At 61.1% G+C, this 23807-nt stretch carries 24 protein-coding genes and 1 pseudogene; 3 read left to right on the forward strand and 22 right to left on the reverse strand.

Translation table 11 applies throughout. The annotated features are described in order from the left end of the window. The 20 genes and pseudogenes from DLM86_RS12000 to DLM86_RS12095 form a co-directional block, all read right to left on the reverse strand. A pseudogene (locus DLM86_RS12000) lies at positions 1–798 on the reverse strand (hypothetical protein); the annotation flags it as partial. A 95-nt stretch (positions 799–893) separates the two neighbouring features. Next, positions 894–1508, reverse strand: coding sequence for a ribonuclease HII (locus DLM86_RS12005; RefSeq protein ID WP_245954550.1), 615 nt, complete (start codon positions 1506–1508; stop codon positions 894–896). Between the two features lie 166 nt (positions 1509–1674). Next, positions 1675–2439 carry a MerR family transcriptional regulator gene (locus tag DLM86_RS12010; protein WP_110840273.1) on the reverse strand — a complete coding sequence of 255 codons (765 nt, stop codon included), beginning with the start codon at positions 2437–2439 and terminating at the stop codon, positions 1675–1677. Between the two features lie 111 nt (positions 2440–2550). Then, the gene (ylqF, locus tag DLM86_RS12015; protein ID WP_110840274.1) at positions 2551–3459 is read right to left on the reverse strand and encodes a ribosome biogenesis GTPase YlqF; all 909 of its coding nucleotides are present in this window, start codon (positions 3457–3459) and stop codon (positions 2551–2553) included. Positions 3460–3494: 35 nt separating this feature from the next. Next, positions 3495–4037, reverse strand: coding sequence for a signal peptidase I (lepB, locus tag DLM86_RS12020; RefSeq protein ID WP_245954587.1), 543 nt, complete (start codon positions 4035–4037; stop codon positions 3495–3497). 354 nt (positions 4038–4391) lie between these two features. Then, entirely contained in the window at positions 4392–4733 is a 342-nt protein-coding gene (gene rplS / locus DLM86_RS12025) for a 50S ribosomal protein L19 (RefSeq protein ID WP_110840276.1), read from the reverse strand. Positions 4734–4991: 258 nt separating this feature from the next. Next, the gene (trmD, locus tag DLM86_RS12030) at positions 4992–5732 is read right to left on the reverse strand and encodes a tRNA (guanosine(37)-N1)-methyltransferase TrmD (protein ID WP_110840277.1); all 741 of its coding nucleotides are present in this window, start codon (positions 5730–5732) and stop codon (positions 4992–4994) included. Then, complete coding sequence (gene rimM, locus DLM86_RS12035; protein WP_110840278.1) at positions 5732–6256, reverse strand: ribosome maturation factor RimM; 525 nt, start codon at positions 6254–6256, stop codon at positions 5732–5734. The genes trmD and rimM overlap by 1 nt, the downstream gene beginning before the upstream one ends. Positions 6257–6482: 226 nt before the next feature. Further along, positions 6483–6713 carry a KH domain-containing protein gene (locus DLM86_RS12040; RefSeq protein WP_110840279.1) on the reverse strand — a complete coding sequence of 77 codons (231 nt, stop codon included), beginning with the start codon at positions 6711–6713 and terminating at the stop codon, positions 6483–6485. Between the two features lie 21 nt (positions 6714–6734). Beyond that, positions 6735–7007, reverse strand: a complete 273-nt coding sequence (gene rpsP, locus DLM86_RS12045; protein ID WP_110840280.1) for a 30S ribosomal protein S16 — start codon at positions 7005–7007, stop codon at positions 6735–6737. A 112-nt stretch (positions 7008–7119) separates the two neighbouring features. Continuing rightward, a complete protein-coding gene (gene ffh / locus DLM86_RS12050; RefSeq protein ID WP_110840680.1) occupies positions 7120–8502 on the reverse strand; it encodes a signal recognition particle protein in 1383 nt (460 codons plus the stop codon). Positions 8503–8551: 49 nt separating this feature from the next. Then, positions 8552–8902 carry a putative DNA-binding protein gene (locus DLM86_RS12055; protein WP_110840281.1) on the reverse strand — a complete coding sequence of 117 codons (351 nt, stop codon included), beginning with the start codon at positions 8900–8902 and terminating at the stop codon, positions 8552–8554. Between the two features lie 279 nt (positions 8903–9181). Next, the gene (locus DLM86_RS12060; protein ID WP_158289446.1) at positions 9182–10057 is read right to left on the reverse strand and encodes an NAD-dependent epimerase/dehydratase family protein; all 876 of its coding nucleotides are present in this window, start codon (positions 10055–10057) and stop codon (positions 9182–9184) included. A 124-nt stretch (positions 10058–10181) separates the two neighbouring features. After that, positions 10182–10373: a DUF6954 family protein gene (locus tag DLM86_RS12065; protein ID WP_110840283.1), complete on the reverse strand. Its 192-nt coding sequence runs from the start codon at positions 10371–10373 to the stop codon at positions 10182–10184. 95 nt (positions 10374–10468) lie between these two features. Then, complete coding sequence (gene csaA, locus DLM86_RS12070) at positions 10469–10798, reverse strand: chaperone CsaA (RefSeq protein ID WP_110840284.1); 330 nt, start codon at positions 10796–10798, stop codon at positions 10469–10471. Positions 10799–10971: 173 nt separating this feature from the next. Continuing rightward, on the reverse strand, positions 10972–11913 hold the full coding sequence (gene rbsK, locus DLM86_RS12075) for a ribokinase (RefSeq protein WP_110840285.1): 942 nt from the start codon (positions 11911–11913) through the stop codon (positions 10972–10974). Positions 11914–11958: 45 nt separating this feature from the next. After that, a complete protein-coding gene (locus DLM86_RS32710; protein WP_245954551.1) occupies positions 11959–12786 on the reverse strand; it encodes an effector binding domain-containing protein in 828 nt (275 codons plus the stop codon). Positions 12787–12864: 78 nt separating this feature from the next. Further along, on the reverse strand, positions 12865–13731 hold the full coding sequence (locus DLM86_RS12085) for an SDR family oxidoreductase (RefSeq protein WP_110840682.1): 867 nt from the start codon (positions 13729–13731) through the stop codon (positions 12865–12867). Between the two features lie 114 nt (positions 13732–13845). After that, the gene (locus DLM86_RS12090; RefSeq protein WP_110840286.1) at positions 13846–14781 is read right to left on the reverse strand and encodes an SPFH domain-containing protein; all 936 of its coding nucleotides are present in this window, start codon (positions 14779–14781) and stop codon (positions 13846–13848) included. After that, a complete protein-coding gene (locus tag DLM86_RS12095; RefSeq protein WP_110840287.1) occupies positions 14782–15216 on the reverse strand; it encodes an NfeD family protein in 435 nt (144 codons plus the stop codon). 184 nt (positions 15217–15400) lie between these two features. Here DLM86_RS12095 and DLM86_RS12100 point away from each other — a divergent pair, with 184 nt between their 5' ends. Both DLM86_RS12100 and DLM86_RS12105 read left to right on the forward strand, forming a co-directional pair. Then, positions 15401–16813: an MBOAT family O-acyltransferase gene (locus tag DLM86_RS12100; RefSeq protein WP_110840683.1), complete on the forward strand. Its 1413-nt coding sequence runs from the start codon at positions 15401–15403 to the stop codon at positions 16811–16813. Positions 16814–16828: 15 nt separating this feature from the next. Further along, the gene (locus DLM86_RS12105) at positions 16829–18205 is read left to right on the forward strand and encodes a DHHW family protein (RefSeq protein WP_110840288.1); all 1377 of its coding nucleotides are present in this window, start codon (positions 16829–16831) and stop codon (positions 18203–18205) included. Positions 18206–18496: 291 nt separating this feature from the next. On the opposite strand, the gene ftsY is transcribed toward DLM86_RS12105, so the two are convergent. Together ftsY and smc are read right to left on the reverse strand one after the other, a co-directional pair. Beyond that, positions 18497–19495 carry a signal recognition particle-docking protein FtsY gene (gene ftsY, locus DLM86_RS12110; RefSeq protein ID WP_110840289.1) on the reverse strand — a complete coding sequence of 333 codons (999 nt, stop codon included), beginning with the start codon at positions 19493–19495 and terminating at the stop codon, positions 18497–18499. Between the two features lie 35 nt (positions 19496–19530). After that, positions 19531–23103 carry a chromosome segregation protein SMC gene (gene smc, locus DLM86_RS12115; RefSeq protein ID WP_110840290.1) on the reverse strand — a complete coding sequence of 1191 codons (3573 nt, stop codon included), beginning with the start codon at positions 23101–23103 and terminating at the stop codon, positions 19531–19533. A gap of 263 nt (positions 23104–23366) precedes the next feature. On the opposite strand from smc, the gene mscL reads away from it, so the two are divergent. After that, positions 23367–23762 carry a large conductance mechanosensitive channel protein MscL gene (gene mscL, locus DLM86_RS12120; RefSeq protein WP_110840291.1) on the forward strand — a complete coding sequence of 132 codons (396 nt, stop codon included), beginning with the start codon at positions 23367–23369 and terminating at the stop codon, positions 23760–23762. Positions 23763–23807 lie beyond the last annotated feature (45 nt).

Raw genomic sequence — 23807 nt, forward strand, 5'->3', positions numbered from 1 at the left:
CGACGCGGGCGCGGGCGGCTCGGCCGGCGCGGACGCCGCCGGGCTCGCGGCCGCGGCGGCGCCGGCGGCGGAGCCGGGCGCGGCAGGCGCCGTGGCGCCGGGCGCCGGCATCGCGCCGGCGGCGTCGCGCACGGCGCGCATCGCCTGCGCGAGCTTGCCGAGCAGCTCGCGCAGCTCGCCGGACGCCGCCTGCGGCATCGGCGCCCGTGCGGCCGCGGCCGCCTCCGCCTCCAGGCGGTCCAGCTGCGCGTGGAGCGGCGGCCCGAACATCGCCTCGCGCAAGCTTCGCACCGTCTCGCGGGTCAGCGGCAGCTGGCGCTTGTGCGCGACGAGCGCCGCCTCGAGCCATTGGTCCGGCGCCGCATCCGGCGGCGCCTGCTCCATGACGCGCTGAAACGACTGCAGGCTGCCCTTCGTCAGCGCGACGTCGGCCTGCTGCAGCTGCCTCGCCAGCTCCCGGACGGCCGGCTGGTCTTTCATTCCGAATCCTTTCAACATGTCCGCCAGCGTATCGTCCGTCAGCGGAACGTCCGTTCCGTTCACCGGCTTCAGCACCATTTGGCCGCCGTTCGACTCGGGCTGGACTTGCAAAAACGTCACCTGGCCTTGCTGCAGCGGCGCCTCCAGCCTCGCCCGCACATGGACGCCGCCGATATTGACGAGCGCGTCCTGCTCGCCGAGCAGCTGCAGCACCATCCCTTTGACGATTTGGCCGACTTTCAGGTCGAGCGTCTTCGCGTCCGCCGGCTGCAGCTCGCCGAGCAAACTTCGCATCAAGGAACCGATTTGCATGCTCATGCCGCTCTCCCCTTTTTCCGTTAGACGTTCTCTTATGTATATCGGTACGAAAGGCCGTTCGGATTAACGATTATCGCCGCCCTCGATTCGGCGCTTCAGAACAGCTCCAGCTGCTCGTTCAAAATGCCGCCCAGGAACGACCGGCGATGCATCGGGCTCGCGCCGTACTGCACGATCGCCTCCCGGTGCGCCTTCGTCGCATAGCCTTTATGAACGGCGATGCCGTATTCCGGATAATCCATGTCCCATTGCAGGCAGAGCCGGTCTCTCGTCACTTTGGCGATAATCGACGCCGCCGCGATGGACTGGCTGAGCGCATCCCCGTGAATGACCGCCAGCTGCCGGATCGGGCTGTCCACCTTCTCCGCGTCGACGAGCAGATAGTCGGGCTCCACCGTCGCCGACAGCTCCTCGAGCGCCCGCTTCATCGCGAGCCGCGCCGCCTGCTTGATGTTGATCGCGTCGACCGTCGCCGCATCCGCCCGGCCGATGCCGATGGCGATCGCCTTGTCGCGGATGATGTCGTACAGCTCGTCGCGTTTTTTCTCGCTCAGCTTTTTCGAATCGTTGACGCCTTCGATCTCGAGCCCTTCCGGCAGCACGACGGCGGCCGCCACGACGTCCCCGAACAGGCAGCCCCGCCCGACCTCGTCGATGCCGGCGACGAGCCGCTTGCCCGATTTCCATAAATCCCATTCGTAATCCAACAAGATACGTTTCCCCCATGATCCTCGTCTTGCTTCCATTGTACCGGGAATGCGGACAAGAAGGAAGACCGCGCGACGCAACCGCCGCCGCAAAATCCGCTGCCTCTTTTTCCCATCGGGTCCCGACGCAAACCAAAAAGACGCGGAGAATGTTGCTCCGCGCCTTTCCTTATGCCTTCATTCCGGTATAAATGAGAATCGCATCCCGCAAAAATTCGGCCGTACCCGGCTGCTTCTCGTCGTAATACGCCCGGAACCGCTCGTCGTCGACGTACATTTGCGCGACGCCGGCGTGCGCCTCCTTCGTGTATTCGCCCCAGTAATAAGTCAGCCACCGCTTGTGCAGCTCCGCCGCCTTTTGCGCGACTTCGCTTCCGGGGTCTCCCGTCTTGAACGCCTCGGCCAACGTATCGGTCACTTCGGCCGCAAGCCGCGTCACTTCCTCATATTGTTCCTTCGTCATGTTTTTCACCTTAGCGTTCGACTTGTCGACCTTCTCGTCGCCGTATTTCTCGCGTACTTCTTTGCCGTATTTGGCCTCGTTGTCATCGATCAGCTTCTGCTTGAAGCCTTCGAACTTCTCTTTATCGGTCATCGTCATTCTCCCTTCGCTCCACGCTAGCGTTTTATCCACGTTCGCGATTAGCGCATCCAATTGTTTGCGTCGGGCGAGGAGCTGCTCGCGGTGTTCCTTCAGCGCCTCGATACCGTCGAAGGACGGGTCGGTCACGAGTTCTTTGATCCGATCCAGATTGACCCCGAGCTCCCGGTAAAACAATATTTGCTGGAGCCGGTTCACTTCCGCTTGACCGTAAATCCGGTACCCGGACGAGTTCATTCTCGCCGGCTTGAGAATGCCGATCTCGTCGTAATACCGCAGCGTCCTCGTGCTGACACCGGCCAGCCGTCCCAGCTTCTGTACGGTGTATTCCATCTGTTCACCTCCCGACATCTATACGTTACACCTTTACGTTACGTAAAGGTCAATCCCTTTTTTCGATTTTTTGTACAAAAAAAAGCGCCCGGCGAACCGGCCGCTTTCCATTCAGCCTTCGCGGGTGCTTTCTAACGGTTGAGGTTGAGTCTGCGGCTCGGGCCGCTCCAGACTGATCCGCCCCAGCTTGCCGCCTCGCAAGTCGCGCAGGACGACCATCGACGCTTTCTCCAGGTTGACGGAGCCGCCGCTCTGCAGGCAGCCGCGCTTGCGTCCGATCCGCTCCATCACGTCGACGATGTCGTGCGGCTCGGCTTCGTTCGCCGGTACGGCGTCGAGCTCGTACCGTTCCATCAGCCGGTCCGGATAAGCCGCGCTCAGGTAGCGTATCGCGTGAAACGCCACATCCTCGACCTGCAAAATTTGATCGTTGATCGAGCCGATCGCCGCGAGCCGGTACCCGACCTGCTCGTCGTCGAACTTGGGCCACAAAATGCCCGGCGTATCGAGCAGCTCGAGATCGCCGCCCGTCTTGATCCACTGCTGCCCCTTCGTCACCCCGGGCTTGTCGCCGGTAGCGGCTACGTGTCTTCCGGCAAGCCGGTTGATCAGCGTCGATTTGCCGACGTTCGGAATGCCGACGATGAGCGCCCGTACCGCCCTCGGGTTCATCCCTTTGCGCAGCTGGGCTTCGATTTTGGCGCGCAGCGCATGCTTCGCCCGCTCCGGAATGGAGCGAACCCCTTCACCCGAGACCGAGTCGATTTGAACCGCTTCGATCCCCGCCTCCGCGAAATGGGCGACCCATTCGCGGGTCACGTCCGGATCGGCCAAATCCGCCTTGTTGAGCAGGACGAGACGCGGCTTGTTCATCAATACGTCGTCGATCATCGGATTGCGGCTCGACATCGGAACGCGGGCGTCCAGCAGCTCGATGGCGATATCGATCAGCTTGAGCTTTTCTTGGATTTGCCGTTTCGCCCTCGTCATATGACCGGGAAACCATTGGATCGTCGCCATGCCGTCACCTCCCGACGCGATAGCCTAGCTTCGCGTTAATGAATGTATTGCCAATCCGCAACAGGCCAAAAGACGATTTCGGCGCGGCCGACGATTTTGTCGAACGACACGGGGCCGATCATCCGGCTGTCGGTGCTGTCCGAGCGGTTGTCGCCCAAGACGAAGACGGTCCCTTCCGGCACCTTCGTCTCCGGCCAGTTCAAATCGTTGTACGGCTTGCCGGTCTTCTTCGCCTGCTCCACGACTTCCTGCAAATACGGCTCCGGCAGCGGCTGGCCGTTGATGTAGACGGTGTCGCCCTGCACCTTGATCGTTTCCCCCGGAAGCGCGATGACGCGCTTGATGAAATCTTTGTCCGTCGGCGCATGGAAGACGATGACTTCGCCGCGTTTCGGCTCGCGGATGTCGTACAAAATTTTGTTCACGATCAAGCGCTCGCCCGTATGAAAATTGGGCTTCATCGAGGGGCCGTCGACGATGTAGGAGCCGAACAGGAAGTAGCGGATCAAAAAAGCGAGGCCGAAGGCGATGACCAACGCCTTGATCCATTCCCATGCTTCGTTTTTCACCTTGGACACCGCACCCGGCGCCGTCTGCCCGTCCCGTTCTGGCTGCGCTTCGTTCGTTGTCGGAGGGGCGAGATCGGTCCGCTCGTCGCTTCGATCCGCGGCATCGTCGCGCTCCGCCGGCTGTGCCGCTGCCGGTACGTCCGCTTCCGCCGGACGGTCCGAACCGGTTTCCGGACGGCTTCGTTCCTCCGCCGTTCCGTCGGCGTCCGAGCGTTCGGGACGGTCCGTCCGATCGTTCTCGCTCATAGCTTCTCCCTCATTTCTCCGGATTAACCTATTCATTGCCTATATCGAAAAAGGCTATGCCTATCCTCGTTTGCGGATAAATGAAAAGGGACTTGTTTGTGACAAGCCCCCGTCCCATTAGCGAATTTCTTGAATTCTTGCCGCCTTGCCGCGCAGCGCGCGCAAGTAGTACAGCTTCGCGCGGCGAACTTTACCCCGGCGAGCCACCTCGATCTTTTCCAGCTTCGGCGAATGCAGCGGGAACGTTCTTTCCACGCCTACACCGTACGAAACTTTACGAACCGTAAACGTTTCGCTGATGCCGCCGCCGCGGCGCTTGATTACGACGCCTTCGAACAGCTGGATCCGTTCGCGCGATCCCTCGATAACTTTAACGTGTACCTTCAGGGTGTCGCCCGGACGAAAGTTCGGCAAATCTTTCTTGATTTGCTCTTGCGTAATTTCACGAACGAGATTCATAGGTTGACTTCCTCCTTCCACTCAGATGTTCGTACTCGCTCCGCAAAGCCCATCGGCTTCCGTCATCGCGCGCAGAGGACCACCGAACTAAAACATGCAACAGGTGATATTTTACCATAGACATCCGACCCATTGCAAGCGACTCTTTCGTAGATTTCAAGCTTTCGCGAGAAAAAGAGCTGCTTCCCCCCGAACACCCCGTATCGCGCCGCCATTTCGGCCGATATTTGCAAGTTTCCGCCCCTTTTTCACGGCCATTCACCCTTCTTCACACGCTCGCCGCCGTTCCAGCCATTCCCGTTCCTTCGGCGTCAAGTCCGCCGTCTCGAGCAGCTCGGGCCGCCTCTCGAGCGTGCGCAGCAGCGACTGCTCGCGTCTCCAGGAAGCGATCTTCTCGTGATGGCCCGACAGCAGCACGTCCGGCACGGTCCAATCGCGGAACGTCGCGGGGCGGGTATAGTGCGGGTATTCCAGCAGACCGGTGCTGAACGAGTCCGTGACCGCGGACTGCTCGTTGCCGAGCACCCCCGGCAGCAGGCGGACGACGCTGTCGATGACGACCATCGCCGGAAGCTCCCCGCCGGTCAGGACGTAGTCGCCGATCGAGATTTCGTCGGTGATCAGATGCTCGCGAATCCGTTCGTCGTATCCTTCGTAATGGCCGCAGACGAAGACGAGATGGGATTCCTTCGACAGCTCCTCCGCCTTGCGCTGCGTGAACGGCTCTCCTTGGGGACACATGAGGACGACTCTCGGCCGGGCGTCCTCCCCTGCCGTCAGCTCCTCCACGGCGGCGAAGATCGGCTCCGGCTTCAGCACCATGCCGCCGCCGCCGCCGAACGGGTAATCGTCCACCGTGTTGTGCTTGTTGTTGGCGTAATCGCGGAAGTTGACCGTCCGCAGCGAGACGATGCCTTTCTCCCGCGCTTTTCCCAAGATGCTCGAGCCGAACACCCCGTCGAACATGTCCGGAAACAAAGTCAGCACGTCGATCCGCATCAGTCGACCAAACCTTCCATCAGATGGACGCGCACCTGCTTCGCCTCGACGTTCACGTCCAGGATGACGTCATCGATGACGGGCAGCAGCACCGGTTTTTGCTTCGGCCGATCGACGACCCAGACGTGATTCGCCCCCGGCGCCAGTATGTCGGATATGGTGCCGAGCTCCTGCCCCTCATCGGTGACGACCCGGCAGCCGATGATTTCGTGGTAATAATACTCGCCTTCGTCAAGCGGCTTGCGGTCCTCTTCGGACACTTTCAGCATCCAGCCTTTGTAAGGGAGCACCTCGTTGATGTTGTCGTACCCTTTGAACTTGACGATGTAGACGTTTTTGTGCAGCCTGGCGTTTTCCACCTCGACCCGGAGCTGACGCGATTCGTCGTTCGGCTCGGTCAGGACGAGCCGGCTTCCTTTGCCGAAGCGCTCCTCGGGGAAATCGGTTTGCGAGACGACTTTCAATTCTCCCCGAATGCCGTGCGTATTGACTACTTTTCCGACGTTGAACAGTTTTCCGCTCATCGATTCCCTCCATGGTCCGGCCGTCGCGGGTACCGTGCCTAACCGGCACCGGACGGGCGGGGTGCAGCGATCGGACGGGCGCCGTGCGGCAATTCCCGTCTATCGAGAAAAAGGGCTAGGCGCTCGACCTAACCCTCCTACCCGCAGTTTGCCCGCGTTTCGAGCCGTTATGCAGCGCATGCCGGCTCGTCCGGCAACTGGACGAACGGCGTTCCGCGCCAAACCGTCAGGAGACGATTTCTACGGATACGCGCTTGTTATGTTTCACGGCCGCCGACGTCACGACGGTGCGCAGAGCTTTGGCGATCCGTCCCTGCTTCCCGATCACCTTGCCCATATCGGACGGGTGAACGGAGAGCCGGTACACGATCTCGTCTTTCTCCTCGGCTTCGCTCACCGCGACGTCTTCCGGATGATCAACCAACGCCTTCGCGATTACGGTGATCAAATCTCTCATAGCAACCTCCAGATCAACGGATTATTTCTGTTGTCTGATTTCGTGAAACTTTTTCAGGATGCCGGCTTTGCTGAACAGGTTGCGGACCGTGTCGGACGCTTGCGCGCCGTCTTGAAGCCATTTCAACGCTTTCTCCTCGTCGATCGCGACGGAAGCGGGCGTCGTCAGCGGGTTGTACGTGCCGATTTCTTCAATGAAACGGCCGTCGCGCGGGGAACGGGAATCCGATACGACCACGCGGTAGAACGGTGCTTTGTGAGCGCCCATACGTTTCAAACGAATGCGAACTGCCATTATGTTTTCACCTCCCTTAAAGGCCCCCAAAAAGGGACGTATCGCTTCGCAGCTTATTCCGATTCCTTACGGGGAGCCCCATACTTTCCCCGCAGTGTGACCGGAGTTTGACTTAGCCGAACGGGAACTTGAAGCCGCCCCCGCCTTTGCCGAGCTTGTTTTTCAAGTTTTTCATGCCCTTCGGGCCGCCCGGGCCCATCATGGACGAGAACTGCTTCATCATTTTGCGCATGTCGTCGAACTGCTTGATGAGCCGGTTCACGTCCTGGATCGACGTGCCGCTTCCGGCCGCGATCCGCTTGCGGCGGCTCGCGTTGAGCAGCTCCGGCTTGCGCTTCTCCTCGGTCGTCATCGACTTGACGATCGCGACGACGCGGCCCATCTGCTTGTCGTCGACCTTCAAATCTTTCATGCCCTTCATCTTGTTGGCTCCGGGCAGCATGTCCAGCAGCTGGTCGAGCGGGCCGAGCTTCTTCACCTGCTCCATCTGCTCGAGGAAATCCTCGAACGTGAACTCGGCGTTACGCATTTTGCGCTCCATCTCGGCCGCTTTCTCGGCGTCGATGGACGACTGCGCCTTCTCGATCAGCGACAGCATGTCGCCCATGCCCAGTATGCGCGAAGCCATCCGCTCCGGATGGAACGGCTCGAGCGAATCCATCTTCTCGCCCATCGAAGCGAACTTGATCGGACAGCCGGTGACGGCCTTGACCGAAAGCGCCGCGCCGCCCCGCGTATCGCCGTCCAGCTTGGACAGGATGACGCCGGTCAGCTCGAGCTGGCTGTGGAAGCTTTCGGCGACGTTGACCGCGTCCTGCCCCGTCATCGCGTCGACGACGAGCAGCGTCTCGTCCGGCTGTACGGCCGCCGTAATTTGCTTCAGCTCTTCCATCAGCTGCTCGTCGATGTGCAGCCGGCCGGCGGTATCGACGATGACGTAATCGTTGCCGTTGTCCTTCGCGTGCTGCAAGCCGCCCTTGGCGATGTCGACCGGGCTCGTCTTGTCGCCGAGCGTGAAGACCGGCACCTTGATCTGCTCGCCGAGCACCTGCAGCTGCTTGATGGCCGCAGGCCGGTAAATGTCCGCCGCAACGAGCAGCGGGCGGTGGTTTTGCTTCTGCAGCAGCTTGGCGAGCTTGCTCGAAGCGGTCGTCTTGCCCGCGCCCTGCAAGCCGACCATCAGTACGACCGTAGGCGGCCGATTCGACTTCGCCAGCTTGCTCTGCGTACCGCCCATGAGGGCGGTCAGCTCTTTGTTGACGATATCGATGACGACCATGCCCGGCGTGAAGCTTTTCATCACTTCCTGGCCGATCGCCTTCTCTTTCACTTTCGCGACGAAATCTTTGACGACTTTGAAGTTGACGTCGGCTTCGAGCAGTGCGAGGCGCACCTCGCGCAGCGCTTCGTTCACGTCGTCCTCGGTCAGCTTGCCTTTGCCGCGCAGCTTGCTCAGCACGTTTTGCAGTCGGCCGGTCAATCCTTCGAATGCCATGGTCATCCCCCGCTTCCTCGGTGGAGTCGAATGCGAACCAAACTTCCGTTCAATCTATATTGTACAGCTTTCTTACAAGCTCTTTCAATTCGTCCTGCCGGGCGGCGACGTCCCCCGCGAAAATCGCCTCTACGCGATCCGCGACGGCCTTCCGCTGCTCGTGCTTCGCCACGAGCTGAAGCTTCGTCTCGTAATCTTCGAGCGTCTGCTCCGCCCGCTTGATATGTTCGTAAACCGCTTGGCGGCTAATGTCGAATTCGGCGGCGATTTCTCCCAACGAGTAATCGTCGTGGAAGTAAAACCCGAGAAACGTCCGCTGCTTGTCGGTCAACAGCGACCCATAAAAATCGAACAGCATGTTGACTCGGTTCGTCTTGCCCAACATTTCCTCGCTCGTCATCCGTGTCACTCCTCCTGTAAAGGAAAAACACTTTACATGACAACAAACCTTATCTTACCGAGTCGCCTGACCGTTGTCAAGTTTTTTTCCTTGTCACCGCCAAAACGCCGGAATCCGAACATCGGACCCTAAGAAAAGCTTCTGATCGAACCCTTTCGATGAGCTACATTCGTGTTCCGGCGGTAGCTTATTCTTGGTACAGAAAGCCGCATTCGCTTCCGTGCTTAAACGTTAAAAAACGCCCTCCGCGATGGGCGTTTCTCGAGCGTTCCTACCCGTTCAGCGCAATCGTTCCTTGATGCCGACGGCTTCGTTTACCAAATCGCGGATCACCGATTGCGTCGACCGGAACGTAAAGCCGGTTGAGACGGCCAGCTCATTGGACGTTTTCAGCGTCTCTTCGACGCAGTACGGGGATGTTTCGTTTGGATCGAACAGGGGCGGGATCCGCAGAATCTTCCCTATCTCTTTCGCTAATTGCTCCGTGTCGTAATAACCGTCATTATTGGCATTGATCGGACCGGCGAAGTCCGTCTTCGTGCCGATGTGAAGAAGAAAGTCGGCCAGCTCGTCGGCGCATACAAAACTGATTGTCGAAGACCCCGATGTACCTATGGGCTCGCCTTTTCTTATCTTGTCCACATAAAAAGCAAATCGTTTATCGTCGCTGCCGATCACCACGGGAGGGCGCACCGAAACGACCGGAAAAGGCGCATTTTGATGAAAGTAAGCTTCCCCTTGCCGTTTCCCCTCTTTGTAGCTGTAGGTATCGAGAGTGGGGTCCGCGGCATACAGCAACGGATTGAAATCGGATTCTTTCAGCAATCCCGGCGACCCGTCGTAAACGGCCATCGATGAGGTAAAGACAAATCGTTTTACCCGTCCCGAAAAAACGTCCACCGCTATTCGGGCGTCCACGGGATTGAAACAAATTTGATCGTAAACGACGTCATACGTGTCGTTACCCAAAGCTCTTTCCAACGAATCGAGGTCGGTTCGATCGATAACCAGCCGCCTGACTCGGGAGGAAATGTCATCCTCGATTGGGGTCCGTCCTCTGGTGGCGATCGTAATATCGAATTGATTTTGACGGATTAATTGTTGAACGAGCTTTTTTCCAAAAAAGCTCGTTCCGCCGAGTATAAGAACTTTCATAAAAACACCTCTCCCCCCGCCCTTCATTGGGTACGAATCCGGCGGCTCATCTTCGTCTCCGCCCCAAACCGGTTAGCATCGAAAAAAGAAAAACGCCCCAACCGGAAGCGTTCCATTCAAGTCGTCAGCGCCCTTTCCGTCTGCGGAGCAGCAGCAGAAGCAGTGCCGTCAAGACGGCGTAAATGGCGATCACGACGGCCAGCGTCCATACCCGCTCCGTCGCCGAACCGTCGGCAAGCAGAACGGGCCCGAGCCCGAAAAAAGTGACAAGCGCGTACAACACGACAAACAACAAAACGAGCGCCGTTTTCCGCATCCGACCCGCCTCCCGAATCTTATTCCTCTCCAGTATACGGGAACGCCGCCATTCGCATGCGCCGCGATGCCGGTCGTCTTCGCCTTCGCAATCCCTCAGGCGATCGGCGTCCCGTTCGCGACCGGCTCGTCCGGGCGCAGCAGCACGACGTCGCCTTCGCCCGGCACGCCGCCGAGCACGAGCACCTCGGAGACGAAGCCGGCGATCCGCTTCAGCGGAAAGTTGACGACCGCGACGACTTGCCGGCCGATCAGCGACTCTGGCTCGTAGCGGGCCGTAATTTGGGCGCTCGTCCGCTTCAACCCGAGCGGGCCGAAATCGACCGTCAGCTTGATCGCCGGCTTCCTCGCCTCCGGGAACGGCTCCGCGGCCACCACCGTACCGATCCGCATATCCAATTGAACAAAATGTTCAAACGTAACCATCCGTCTCAGCGCCTTCCTTCCGCATTTCGATCATACGGCTATCTTCCGGTAAATATGGCGCGATGTCAACGGAACGTTCGGGTTAAACGAAGTTGTCCGGGCGAGCCTCCGCGCGTGCGGCCCAGGCGGAAGGAATCCGAACCCCCGGCGACGGGCGGAGCGTTCCGCAGGCGCTACTCCCGCTCCCTCGCCTCGAAGCGCTCGACCTCGGCCCGCGTCGGCAGCGACGATTGCGCGCCGAATCGGGTGACGGTCAGCGCCCCCGTCTTCGATGCGAAACGAATCGCCTCGTCGAAACCGGCGCCCTCGCCCAAGCGGACCGCGATCGCGGCGTTGAACGAGTCGCCGGCGGCGGTCGTATCGACGACGTCGACGTCGTAAGCGGGAAACGCGTTGCGCTTGCCGCCGATATCGGTGCGGACGCCCTTCCCGCCGACCGTGACGAGCAGCGCCGCGTCGCCGGCGATCGCCCGAAGCGCATCCAGCCGCTCGTCCAACGTACCGGCCCCTTCGACCGTGCCGGTCGCAAGTATGGCCGCCTCGGTCTCGTTCGGCGTGAGCGCGTCGATCGTCCGCAGCAGCTCTTCGGGCAGCTTGCGGGCAGGCGCCGGGTTCAGTATCGTCCGCACGCCGTGCTTGCGGGCGAGCCGAAGCGCCGCTTCGACCGCGGGCAGCGGAATTTCGAGCTGCACGAGCAGCACGTCGGCTTCGCGGATCCGTTCTTCGGCCGCCTCCACCTGCTCCGGCGCGACGAGCGCATTCGCGCCCGGCACGACGACGATGCTGTTGTCCCCGTCCGCCAGCACTTGGATGAGCGCCACCCCCGTCGAGACGCCGGCCTCGATCAGCACGCAAGACGTGTCGACGCCCTCCGCCCGCAGCTGCTCGATCATCCTGACGCCGAACAGATCGTCTCCGACGCGGCCGATCATCGTTACGTCCGCGCCGAGCCGGGCGGCCGCCACCGCCTGATTCGCCCCTTTGCCGCCCGGGATCATGGCGAAGCCTTCGCCCATGATCGTTTCTCCGGGAACCGGCGACTTCGCCGACGTGACGACCAAATCCATATTGATGCTGCCCGCTACGACGATTTTGGCTCTACTGCCTGCTCCCATCTGTTCCGCCATTCCCCTTTCCGCGACGGGTCGTCCGCCGTCTCCTCATGGTTTGATCGTCTCGTACAGCTCCAACTCGACCGTTCCTCCCGCTTCCATCGGCTCGCCCCAACGCTTGCCGATTTCCACGTTCCAGGCGTCCGGCTCCCGCTCCAACCCGGCTTCCCGGATCAAACGATGCAGCCGCTCGTACGTCTTGCCGACCTCCGTATTCGGTCCGTAATGCCATTTCAGCGCATACCGCTGCGGCGGAACGGTGATCGTCGTCATGCCCGCGGGCACTTCGCCGAACTGTTCGACCCGGACGCCCAGCCAATACCCGTCGTCCTCCTCGCCGTCTTCGACCGGCTTGAAGGCGCCGACCATCCATTTCGGTTCGACCGCGTGCTCGATTTCCGCCAATCTCGCTTTGAGCCGGACCGCGGCCTTCGGAATTTCCGCGGCGTATTGATCGCCTTCGCAGCGAACCCGAAACCCGACCAGCTTCAGCTCGTCCAGTTCGACGACCCGCATGTCGAACGACTGAAGCGCAGCGAGAGCGTTCCCGTCCGGATCGCGGAACCGGAACGACGCATGGTCCGCTTCCCACCGTATCGCATCGCAGGCGACGCCTTTCGCAACAAGCGAAGCCCGGCTTAGCTCAATATCGTCCGAATCGAACAGGAAGACGGCCCGATCGATCGGCACGAGGCGTTCCCCGCCCCGGATCAGATGAAGCCAATAGCGGCCGTCGCGGCCCATTTCCGCATACTGGACCCCATCGTTCGGACCCGCCTCCAAGCCGAGCGTCTCCGCATACCATCGCATCGATTCGCCTACGTCCTTCACGTGCACCGAAATCGCCCGGGCGATCCCTTTGATTGCTTCCCCCATACTCCCACTCCTTTGAACGACGTGACCTGCGTCCCAACTAACGTTCCAAACCGGCCAAACCATACGCGAAACAAACGATTATTTCAACGCCCGCGCGACGATTCGCTCGAGCAGGCGCCAGGGGAGCAGTGCCTTCGCCGCAAGAAGCACCCGCGAGCCTTTGCCAAGCGCGTAGCGAAGGCGCGGAGCGGGGTCGTCGGCGATCCGGCCGATCCGCTCGGCCACCTCGCGGGGGTCCGGAGCGGTCTCCGCCGCTTTGCGCGAATAGGCGAGCACCGCCAGCAGCCGTTCCTCGTAAGGAGATCCCGGCCGGCCGCGGATGGCGCCCAGCCCCTTTTCCCATATCGGCGTCTTGTAGGCGCCGGGCTCCACGAGGACGACGCGGACGCCGAACGGAGCCAGCTCGTGGCGAAGCGTTTCGCCGAACCCTTCGACCGCGAACTTGGACGCGGCGTACGGGCCGTACCCCGGGAAGGCGATCCGGCCGCTGACGCTGCTCACGTGGACGATCGTCCCGCTTCTCCGTTCGCGCATCGCGGGAATAACCGCTCGGGTCATCGCGACCAGCCCGAAAAAATTCGTCTCCAGCTGCTTCCGCCAGTCGGCAAGCGGCACGTCCTCGACGAAGCCGCCCATGGCGAACCCCGCGTTGTTGACCAGCAGGTCGATTCGTCCGTACTCGGCCAGGACGGCGGACACGGTCTCCTCGATCGCCGCTTCGTCCGTCACGTCCAGCCTTCGGATATCGAGCCGCCGCGCGACGCCGGCTCGTCCGGCTTCGGCTTCGAGCGCCGCCTTCTTGCCCGTATCGCGCATCGTCGCTACGACGCGGAACCCTTTTTGCGCCAATACGATCGCCGTCGACAGCCCGAACCCGCTCGAGCATCCGGTAATGACGGCGACTCGTTCGCTCGCCTCGCGGCTGCGGCTGACGCCCGTTTCCATCATGACTCCCGCCCCTCCTTCATGAGCTCAAATTCCCGGTAAAGCACGAGCCGCATAACGACGGACCGTCCGAAACGAACGGTCCGTCGCCTCCGGAGATCCGCCCGGCCGCGGTCATTCCTTCTTTTTGCCGGCCCCGAGCATTTCCCCGATCGCCCCGATGCTGCCGAGCGTCTCCAGCGCCTTCGTCGGCAAGAACACTTTGTTCGCCGCCCCGTTCGCGATGTCGGTCAACGTCTCGAGCGACCGGTACGTGAGCACATGCTCGTCGAGACCGGCGGCGCGCAGCAGCTCGATCCGCTGCTTTTCCGCCTCGGCGACGGCCTGGATCGCCTTCGCCTGACCGAGCGCTTCGAGCTCCTGCGCCTGCCGGAGCCCTTCCGCCTCGCGAATGCGCGCTTCCTTGTCGCCCTCGGCTTTCAAAATTTTGCTCTGCTTGTCGCCTTCCGCCCGCAAAATCATATCCTGCTTGGCCGCTTCGGCCTCGAGCACGATGGCGCGCTTGCTGCGCTCGGCCTTCATCTGCTTATCCATCGCTTCCTGGATGTCGGCGGGCGGCTGAATGTCGATCACTTCGACGCGCTCGATGCGGACGCCCCATTTCTCCGTCGCCTCGTCCAGCGCAACGCGGATGTCGGTCGATATTTTTTCCCGGCCGGACAGCGTCTCGTCGAGCTCCATCTTGCCGATGATTTGGCGCATCGTCGCCGTCGTGATGTTGCGGACGCCGTACACGTAGTCGGATATGCCGTAGGTTGCCTGCTCCGGCCCGGTCACCTGGTAGAAAATGATCGTGTCGATTTGCACCTGCACGTTATCCTTCGTGATGACCGTCTGCGGCGGCACGTTCGCCTGCTGGATGCGCAGGTCGTGATACGTGCGGACATGGTCGATAATCGGCACGAGCACGTTGACGCCCGGCGTCAGCAGCCGGTTGAACTTGCCGAGCCGCTCCACGACGCCCACCCGCTGCTGCGGGACGATTTTGATCGACAAAGCGGCGAATACGACGACGATCGCCAAGACGATCAGCGTTACAACAATTCCCATTTACGGACGACCTCCCCATTTTTGCACTTCCAATACCGCGCTTCCGCGCCGGACGACGATGACGGCTTCGCCTTTGACGAGCCGCTCGTTCGACGTCGCGCTCCACGTTTCGCTGCCGACCTTGACGATGCCGGGCTTTCCGTCCGCCACCTCTTCGACGACGATGCCCTGCTTGCCGACCAGATCGTCCACCGCGTCGCGATACCCCCTAGACGGCCGGAACCGGCGCGTAATCGGTTTCGTGAACACGGTCAGCAGCGCGACGACGGCGCAGCCGACCAACGCTTGCAGCGCGAACGCGTCCGGCATAAGCCAAGCGACGATAGCCGCCGCAAGCGCGCCGAGCCCGAACCAGAGCAAGTAAAACGTCAGCGTCAGCATCTCGACGACGACGAGCACGCCGGCGGCGATCAGCCACAGCGCCCATAGCTCCATCTTGTCACGTCCTTTCTTGCCTAAGTGTATTCGGCGGCTTTCCGCTTTTTTCCTCTTTTTTTGCTCGGTTTTTGTCGAATGAATCGATGGAGGAGGAGCGCGATCCGCAAGCATGAGAAACGGGCCAATGGAAAAGAATAGGGTTGTTCCGATCGACATCGCCAAAAAAAGGGTGGGCCCGCGCATGGTATTTTCCAGCTTCGTATTTTTGTTCGCGTTTTTGCCGGTCGTGCTTCTTCTGTATTTCGTTACGCCGGATCGCGCGAAAAACGCCGTCCTGCTCATCTTCTCCTTGCTGTTTTACGCTTGGGGGGAGCCGGTTTGGATCGTCGTTCTGCTGCTGAACGCGGCCGTCGGATGGGGCTGCGGGCTGTGGATCGAACGATGCCGCGGCCGGAAGAAGGCGGCCGCCGTCCTGTTCGGCTCGGCCGCTTTTCAGATCGCGCTGCTCGTCTATTTCAAGTACACCGGCCTTTTGCTGCACACGCTCCAAGCCGCGATCGGGGTCGCGCTTCCGTTCCGCGAGCCCGGCCTGCCGATCGGCATCTCCTTTTTCACCTTTCATCTGATCTCCTACTTGACCGACGTATACAGAGGGGAAGCGCGGGCGCTGAAGTCGTACTCGCAGCTGCTGCTGTACCTCTCGCTGTTCCCCCAGCTCGTCGCGGGTCCGATCGTCCGCTTCGCCGACGTGCATCGGCAGCTGGAAAGACGCCGCGTCACATTGGAAGACTTCGCACGGGGCATATCGCGGTTCGTCATCGGCTTGGGGAAGAAGGTCGTATTCGCCGATTCGCTGGCGGGGCTGGCCGCCGTTTATTTGGAAGGCGATCCCGGCAAGCTGTCGGTCGCGGGCGCTTGGTTCGGCATCGTCCTGTTCGCGCTGCAAATTTATTTCGACTTTTCCGGCTACTCGGATATGGCCATCGGGCTCGGGCGGATGTTCGGGTTCGCGTTCAAGGAAAATTTCGATTACCCGTACGTCTCCCGCAGCGCGACGGAATTTTGGCGACGGTGGAACATATCGGTCGGCCGCTTTTTCCGGGATTACGTCTATATCCCGCTCGGAGGCAACCGGCGGCGGCCTTGGTTCAATCTGTTCGCGGTATGGGCGCTCACCGGGCTATGGCACGGGGCCAGCTGGAATTACGTCGCATGGGGGCTCTATTTCGGCCTCCTGATCGCGATCGAGAAAAGCTTCTTCTCCCGGCTGCTGGAAGCCGCTCCATCCCTGTTTTCGCATCTGTATTTCGCGATCGCCGTCTTGACGGGATGGGTGCTGTTCTACTTCGAAGCGATCGGCCGCGGACTCCTGTACTTGCGGACGATGTACGGCTTCGGGGCCGCGCCTTTGACGGATGCCGAGCTTGCGATTCGTTTGCAAAACAACGTCTTTTTGCTGCTTGCCGCCATCGTCGCCGCCACGCCGCTGCCCGCCGCCATTCACCGTGCGCTGGCGGAGCGTCTGCGGCCGGGCGCCGTCCGAGGCTTGTATACGAACGCGCTTGTGCCGGTCGTCTGCTTGGCGATATTGGCGGTTTCCGTTCTGCTCTTGGTCGGGAAAACGTACTCGCCTTTTTTCTACTTTCGCTTTTGAACGGAGGACGTGGACATGCGATACGGACCGTTGCTTCAGGTCGGATTGTTTCTAACGTTTCTTTACGCCGGTCTCGGGGTCATGCTCGCATTCGGCGGGTCCGACGCCGTCTCGGACACGGAAAACCGCGCGCTTGCGCCGCTCCCCCTCTGGTCGATCGGCAAGCTGCGGTCCGGCGAATATTTCCGGGATCTCGAAAATTATTGGGCCGACCATGTGGCCTTTCGCGGCGCCTTGGTGAGTGCGGGCAAAAGACTGACGTCCTGGTACGGCGTAGCCGGCAAAGACGACGTCATCCTGATCGCTTCGGACGCCAACAATACGGGCTCGGGAGCCATCGCCGCCCAAACGGACGAAACCGTCTCGCCGGCGGCAACCGGTCCGACGGCCGAAAGCGGAACGGCACCCGCGAGCATGGGGGCGGGCGCTACGCCGCCCCCGGTTGGGACGCCGGCTCCGGCTCCCGTTCCGGCTCCGGCGCCGACGCCCGTTTCGGGTGAAAAAGAGCGTATCGTCGGCAAAGTGTTGATCGTCGGCGATCGGGCGATGAATTTGTTCGCGCACGACCCGAACGCCGGCACGGCGTATGCCGACGTCGTAAACCGGTTTGCCGACGAAGCCGCCCGGCGGCTCGGGCCGGATACGAGCGTAACCGTGCTGCTCGCGCCGACCGCCGCGGAGTGGGCGCAAGCTTCCGCGAAGCGCCCGCTCTCCGACTCCCAGCGACAGGCGATCGAGGACATTTATAACCGGCTGCGCCCTCGTGTGAGAACCGTAGACGCTTGGACCGCTCTGCGCGATCACGGCGGCCAAGAGCTGTACTTCCGCACCGACCATCATTGGACCGCTACCGGCGCCTACTACGCCTATGCCGCTTTCGCCGGCGCGGCCGGCATGACGCCCGTTGCGCTCGAGCGGTACGAGACCGAATCCGTTCCCGGATTTTTGGGCTCGCTGTACTCGGCGACGCTGAGCCCCCGGCTCCGGCAAAACCCGGATTCGGTCAAGCTGTACAAGCCGTTCGTGAGCCACGAATACACTGTTCATTACAGCGGCCCGCTGCGGATGAACGTGCTCGATATGAGCCATGCGTCCAAGACGAACAAATACCGCATTTTTTTAAGCGGCGACCGTCCTTGGGGGCTTATTAAAACCGACTCCGCCCACGACAGGCGGATCGCCGTCGTGAAGGATTCGTACGGCAACGCCTTCGTGCCGTTTTTGCTGCCGCATTACAAAGAAATTTACGTAATCGATCCCCGCCAATTCCATATCCCGCTAACGGATTTTCTCGCGGAGCGGCGCATTGCGGAGGTGCTGTTTCTGAACGATGCGGAAGTCTCGATGTACCGCGGCTTCACCGACCAGATCGACAAGCTGCTGCGAAAATGATAGGCCGGAACGACAAGAAAGAAGAACCTCCGGCGCTCTTCCCGCACATTCCCTGTCCATCCGCTCCAAGCGGACCGCGGTGGGGAACGGCGACGGGAAGCGCCCGCTTTTCAGAAACGACGTCCGATTCATCGTTGGATTGCCTCTTGAATGAATATCTCTATTCCTCCGCCCATCCGCCGTGGACCCAATAAAAAAGCCGGGAGAAGAGGTCATTGCCCCTTGCTCCCGGCTCATGCGCTTGCCTGTATCCGTACACGGCTGCGCCGCCCGACAAGCTTCCCCTGCCGATTACGCTTCGGCTTCCTCGGCCGCTTCTTTCTGGATCAGCCCGGCGAACAGCGCGTGGACGAACTGCTCGGAGTCGAAATCTTCGAGATCGTCCATCTTCTCGCCGAGTCCGACGAGCTTCACGGGGATGTTCAGCTCGTGCCGGATCGCGATAACGATGCCGCCCTTCGCCGTGCTGTCCAGCTTGGACAGGACGAGACCGGTCACCCCCGTCTTCTCGCCGAACAGCTTCGCCTGGTTGAGCGCGTTTTGGCCGGTCGTGGCGTCGATGACGAGCAGCGTCTCGTGCGGCGCATCCGGAATTTCCCGACGGATGACGCGATAAATTTTGTTCAGCTCCTCCATCAGGTTCGCCTTGTTTTGCAGACGGCCCGCCGTATCGCACAACAGCACGTCGACGCCGCGCGTCTTGGCCGCCTGGATCGCGTCGAACATGACGGCCGCCGGATCGGAGCCCTCCGAATGCTTGATGACGTCGACGCCCGCGCGCTGGCCCCATACTTCGAGCTGGTCGATCGCCGCCGCGCGGAACGTGTCGCCCGCCGCGAGCAGCACTTTTTTCCCTTGCGACTTGAACCGGTGGGCCAGCTTGCCGATCGTCGTCGTCTTGCCGACGCCGTTGACGCCGACGAACAGGTAGACCGTCATGCCGTTCTCGGACATGCGCAGCCGGTTATCCTCGGCACCCTGCAGCATCCCGACCAGCTTCTCGGACAAAATCGGCTGCAGGTCGGCCGGATTTTCCAGCTTCCGCTTGCGCACCTCGGCGCGCAGCTCGTCGATCAGCTCGAGCACCGTATTGACGCCGACGTCGGCGCCGATCAAAATTTCCTCGAGCTCCTCGTAAAACTCCTCGTCGATTTTTTTGCGGCGGAGAATCAGCTCCTCCACCCGTTCGACGAAGGCGGAGCGGGTTTTGCTCAAGCCCTCTTTAAATTTGTTCGTCACCGTCTCCGCTTTGGCGGAAATGCTTTCGCGCAGCTTTTTGAAAAAACTCATACATTCGCTCCGTCCGTTCTTGGTTTAAAAACGCCTTACGCCGTCATCGCGTCTTCATCGTCCAGCCGTACCGAGACGAGCTTCGAGACGCCGCCTTCCTCCATCGTGACGCCATACAGCACGTCGGCCGACTCCATCGTCCCTTTGCGGTGGGTGACGACGATGAACTGCGTCTGCTCGGAAAACTCGCGCAGGTAGTCGGCGAACCGGCTGACGTTCGCCTCGTCGAGCGCCGCCTCGACCTCGTCGAGGACGCAGAACGGGACCGGCTTCACGTGCAGGATGGCGAACAGAAGCGCCATCGCCGTCAAGGCGCGCTCGCCGCCGCTCAGCAGCTGCAGGTTTTGCAGCTTTTTGCCCGGCGGCTGCGCCACGATTTCGATGCCCGTATCGAGCAGCCGGTCCGGCTCGGACAAGATGAGGTCGGCCCGCCCGCCGCCGAACAGCTTCACGAACACGACGACGAACTGCGAGCGGATCGCGTCGAACGTCGACTTGAACCGCTTCGACATCTCCTCGTCCATCTCGCGGATGACGTGGTAGAGCGCCGTCTTCGCTTCGACGAGGTCGTTTTTTTGCTCGGATAAAAACTGGTACCGTTCGTTCACCCGCTGGTATTCCTCGATCGCGCCCAGGTTGACGTCGCCGAGCGCGGAAATTTGCCGCTTCAGCTCCTTCACCTCGGCCTGCATGGCGGGCACGTCGTCGGGCACCGGGTACCGCTCCTTGGCCAGCTCATAGCTCATTTCGTATTCCTCGGCCAGCTTCTTGAGCAGATTGTCCAGCTCGACGTCGAGCCGGTTGACGCGCACCTCGGTTTGGCGAAGCTGCTCCTCGACCTGCTTGAGCTGCATCCGCTGCTCCTTGGTCAAGCTTTCGCCCTCCTCGAGCTTCTGCACCCATTTCGCCCGCTCGGCGCGCTTGAAGTCCATCTGCTCCGAGCCTTCCTGCTTTTTCAGCCGCAAATGGTTGAGCTGCTCGATCTGCTTCACCGATTCCGCGTCGTTCGCCGCGATGTCGTCCAGCACTTGCTGCATCAGCCGCTTGTTGCCGGCCCATTCGCGCTGCGAAGCCGACAAGTCGTCGTCGAACCGGCTCAGCTGCTCCTCGAGCGACTGCTTTTCCTGGCCGACGGAAGCGGTTTTCACCTTGAGCGACGTCAGCTGGCCCTGCAGCTCCTCCTTCGCCGACTCCTTCGCCTTGCGCGCCACCTCGGCGTCGCGAATCGCCTGCTGCAGCTCCGCCTCTTCCCGCTGCAGCTCGGCGAGCGCCTGCTCCGCGGCGTTTTTCTTCCGCTCGAACTCTTCCCGTTCCAAGACGAGCGCCTCGCGATCCTGCGAGTACAGCGAGGTTTGCTCCTCCGCGTTTTTCCCTTCGCTGTCGAGCTGGCTCAGGAGCGATCGGAGCTGCTGCTCCTCGATCCGCTGCTGCTCGCCCGACTGGCGCAGCTCGTCCAGCGTCCGGCTGCCGTCCGCCAGCTCGCGCTTGATCTGCTCCAGCTTTTTGCGCAGTTCCCCGAGCTGGCTTTCTGACGTGCGAATTTCTTTGTCCAAATCTTCGATTTGCCGCTGACGGCCGAGCAAGCTCGTGTTTTTCTTTTGCAGGCTGCCCCCCGTCATCGAGCCGCCGGGGTTGACGACGTCGCCCTCGAGCGTGACGACGCGGTACCGGTACTGGCACTTGGCCGCGATCCGGTTCGCATCCTCCAGCTTCTCCGCGACGATGACGTTGCCGAGCAGGCTCGACATGATGTTCTCGTACTTCGGGTCGAAACGGACGAGCTGGACGGCGATGCCGACGAAGCCGTTCATGCCGGAGACGCCGTTTCTCTCGTGCTCCGGGACGGATCGTCCGCGAATGACGTCGAGCGGCAAAAACGTCGCGCGGCCCGCCTGCCGGCGCTTCAAGTAGGCGATCGCCTCGCGCCCGGACGCCTCGTTCTCGACGACGATGTTTTGCAGCGCGCCGCCGAGGGCGGTTTCGATCGCCGTCTCCACCTCGGCCGGCACGTTGACGAGCTCGGCTACCGCACCGTGTATGCCCTTGAGGCCGTCGGGGCGATTTTTCGCCTTGAGCGCCTCCTTGACGCCGAGGGCGAAGCCGTCGTAGTCGTTTTGCATCTCCCGCATCGTATCGCGGCGCGAGACGAGCGCGTCGAGCTTCTGCTCCCACTTGCGCACCGTATCCTGCACCTGGCCGAGCAGCTCCTGCTTCGCCTTCATCTCTTGGCCGAGCGCCACGTACCGGTCCCGGCCCTCCTGCAGCTCGCGGGCCAGCTTCTCGGCTTGCCGCTGCAGCTCGCTCCGCCTGCGGACGATGTCGTCGCGCTGGCCGGACCATTTCGCGTACTCCTCTTCCATCCGATCCAGCCGCCGCCCGATCGACTCCATGCTCTGTTCCGCGTAGCGGATTTCGTTGCGGGCTTGAGCGGTCTTGTTCAACGTCTCGAGCAGCTCCGCCTTCAAATGCTCCTCCTCGGCGCTGGAGACGCCCCCGGCGACGCCGAGCAGCCGCTCCTCCTCCGCGGTGAGCTTCGCCTTCAGCTCCGCCAGCTCCTTCTCGAGCGCGGCGTGCTTCTCCCGATAGCCGGCCGTCTCGGCCTGCTTCTCCTCGATCCGCTGCCGCTGCGCCTCGATCGTCTGCTCGAGCTGGACGCGGTTCGCCTGCAAGTTTTTGCCGCGCTCCTTCAACACCTCGCCTTGGCCCTCGCACTTCTCGAACTGCTCGCTAAGCGCCAGCACCGTCTCGTGCAGCCGGTCTATCTCCTCCTCGAGCCGGCGCGCCTCCATCCGCTCCTTCTCGAGCAGGGCGTCGTGCTTGCTGACGATCGCGGACAGCTCGAGCTCTTCCTTCTGCAGCGCGGTCAGCTTCTCGCTCGCCTCCGACCACGAACGGTGTATGTTTTCGATCTGGTGGACGTACATCGAAATTTCGCCGGACTTCAGCTTCTCCTTCAGTTGCTTGTAGCGGATCGCCTTCTCCGACTGGTCGCGCAGCGGCTCGATTTGATCCTCGAGCTCGGAGACGAGATCGTGGATGCGCAGCAGGTTTTGCTCCGTATCCGCAAGCTTCTTCTCCGCTTCCTTTTTGCGCGACTTGTATTTGACGATTCCCGACGCTTCCTCGAAGATGCCCCGCCGGTCCTCCGATTTCGTGCTGAGGATTTCCTCGATCCGGCCCTGCCCGATGATCGAATACGCTTCCTTCCCGATCCCGGTGTCCATGAACAGCTCGGTGATGTCCTTCAGCCGGCAAGGCTGCTTGTTGATAAAATATTCGCTGTCCCCGCTCCGATGAATGCGCCGCGTCACCGTCACCTCGTTGAAATCGAGCGACAGCGATTCGTCCGTATTGTCGAGCGTAATCGACACTTCGCCGTAATTGACCGGCTTGCGGGCGTCACTCCCGGCGAAGATGATGTCCTCCATCTTGCCGCCGCGCAGCGATCGCGCGCTCTGCTCGCCGAGCACCCAGCGGATCGAGTCGGATATGTTGCTTTTGCCGCTGCCGTTCGGTCCGACGACGGCCGTAATGCCGCGAACGAACTCGAGCTCCGTCTTGTCGGCGAACGACTTGAACCCGGCCAGCTCCAAACGTTTCAAAAACATGGCTTCACCTCGAACGAGACTTTCTGCAAAACAACGTTGACTCTTTTATGGGAGGCCAAGCCCGCGACTGCCCTCTACCCGATGCGGACCGCCGGCGTTTCCGTACTTGGACTTGCGCTCGCCCGGCAAGGCCGATCGCATGCAAGCCGAACTTCCACAGCTTATTGTAGCATAGTTGAGACGGTTGTTCATCTGGGACACCGTTTTCTCCGGACCGATCCTGTGCTAGAATACGAATATTACTGGACAAAGGTGGCCTATCGATGTGGAAAGAATTTAAAGCGTTCGCACTTAAGGGCAATGTGCTCGACTTGGCGATCGGGGTGATCATCGGCGCCGCATTCGGGAAAATCGTCACCTCGTTGGTCAACGATTTGCTGATGCCCGTCATCGGCCTGCTCGTCGGCGGCATCGACCTGAACGACCTTCAGTTCAAGTACGGGGACGCCGTGCTGAAGTACGGCGCTTTTCTGCAGACGGTGATCGATTTCTTCATCGTTTCCTTCTCGATCTTCCTGTTTATTAAAGGACTCGGGAAATTGAAGCGCAAGGGCGAGGCGAAAGAAGAAGCGAAGCCCGATGCCCCGCCTCCTCCCAGCAAGGAAGAGCTGCTGCTCGCCGAAATCCGCGATTTGCTGAAGCAAAGACAGACGGATTGAAGCTTCGGCGTGCCGGTTTAGCAATCGCATGAAAAATCGCCCCTC

The sequence above is a fragment of the Paenibacillus flagellatus genome (assembly GCF_003217775.1).
Lineage (GTDB): Bacteria > Bacillota > Bacilli > Paenibacillales > NBRC-103111 > Paenibacillus_AB > Paenibacillus_AB flagellatus.

Excerpts from the sequence above, each read along its gene's own strand:
- csaA (WP_110840284.1), bottom strand. The coding sequence starts at position 10,798 with ATGGTTACGTTTGAACATTTTGTTCAATTGGATATGCGGATCGGTACG.
- DLM86_RS12085 (WP_110840682.1), bottom strand. The coding sequence starts at position 13,731 with ATGGAAACGGGCGTCAGCCGCAGCCGCGAGGCGAGCGAACGAGTCGCC.
- rimM (WP_110840278.1), bottom strand. The coding sequence starts at position 6,256 with ATGAGCGGAAAACTGTTCAACGTCGGAAAAGTAGTCAATACGCACGGC.
- DLM86_RS12060 (WP_158289446.1), bottom strand. The coding sequence starts at position 10,057 with ATGAAAGTTCTTATACTCGGCGGAACGAGCTTTTTTGGAAAAAAGCTC.
- trmD (WP_110840277.1), bottom strand. The coding sequence starts at position 5,732 with ATGCGGATCGACGTGCTGACTTTGTTTCCGGACATGTTCGACGGGGTG.
- DLM86_RS12095 (WP_110840287.1), bottom strand. The coding sequence starts at position 15,216 with ATGGAGCTATGGGCGCTGTGGCTGATCGCCGCCGGCGTGCTCGTCGTC.
- mscL (WP_110840291.1), top strand. The coding sequence starts at position 23,367 with ATGTGGAAAGAATTTAAAGCGTTCGCACTTAAGGGCAATGTGCTCGAC.
- DLM86_RS32710 (WP_245954551.1), bottom strand. The coding sequence starts at position 12,786 with ATGGGGGAAGCAATCAAAGGGATCGCCCGGGCGATTTCGGTGCACGTG.
- ffh (WP_110840680.1), bottom strand. The coding sequence starts at position 8,502 with ATGGCATTCGAAGGATTGACCGGCCGACTGCAAAACGTGCTGAGCAAG.
- DLM86_RS12055 (WP_110840281.1), bottom strand. The coding sequence starts at position 8,902 with ATGACGAGCGAGGAAATGTTGGGCAAGACGAACCGAGTCAACATGCTG.
- DLM86_RS12010 (WP_110840273.1), bottom strand. The coding sequence starts at position 2,439 with ATGGAATACACCGTACAGAAGCTGGGACGGCTGGCCGGTGTCAGCACG.
- rpsP (WP_110840280.1), bottom strand. The coding sequence starts at position 7,007 with ATGGCAGTTCGCATTCGTTTGAAACGTATGGGCGCTCACAAAGCACCG.
- ylqF (WP_110840274.1), bottom strand. The coding sequence starts at position 3,459 with ATGGCGACGATCCAATGGTTTCCCGGTCATATGACGAGGGCGAAACGG.
- DLM86_RS12065 (WP_110840283.1), bottom strand. The coding sequence starts at position 10,373 with ATGCGGAAAACGGCGCTCGTTTTGTTGTTTGTCGTGTTGTACGCGCTT.
- rbsK (WP_110840285.1), bottom strand. The coding sequence starts at position 11,913 with ATGGGAGCAGGCAGTAGAGCCAAAATCGTCGTAGCGGGCAGCATCAAT.
- DLM86_RS12105 (WP_110840288.1), top strand. The coding sequence starts at position 16,829 with ATGCGATACGGACCGTTGCTTCAGGTCGGATTGTTTCTAACGTTTCTT.
- DLM86_RS12040 (WP_110840279.1), bottom strand. The coding sequence starts at position 6,713 with ATGAGAGATTTGATCACCGTAATCGCGAAGGCGTTGGTTGATCATCCG.
- DLM86_RS12100 (WP_110840683.1), top strand. The coding sequence starts at position 15,401 with ATGGTATTTTCCAGCTTCGTATTTTTGTTCGCGTTTTTGCCGGTCGTG.
- DLM86_RS12090 (WP_110840286.1), bottom strand. The coding sequence starts at position 14,781 with ATGGGAATTGTTGTAACGCTGATCGTCTTGGCGATCGTCGTCGTATTC.
- rplS (WP_110840276.1), bottom strand. The coding sequence starts at position 4,733 with ATGAATCTCGTTCGTGAAATTACGCAAGAGCAAATCAAGAAAGATTTG.
- ftsY (WP_110840289.1), bottom strand. The coding sequence starts at position 19,495 with ATGAGTTTTTTCAAAAAGCTGCGCGAAAGCATTTCCGCCAAAGCGGAG.
- smc (WP_110840290.1), bottom strand. The coding sequence starts at position 23,103 with ATGTTTTTGAAACGTTTGGAGCTGGCCGGGTTCAAGTCGTTCGCCGAC.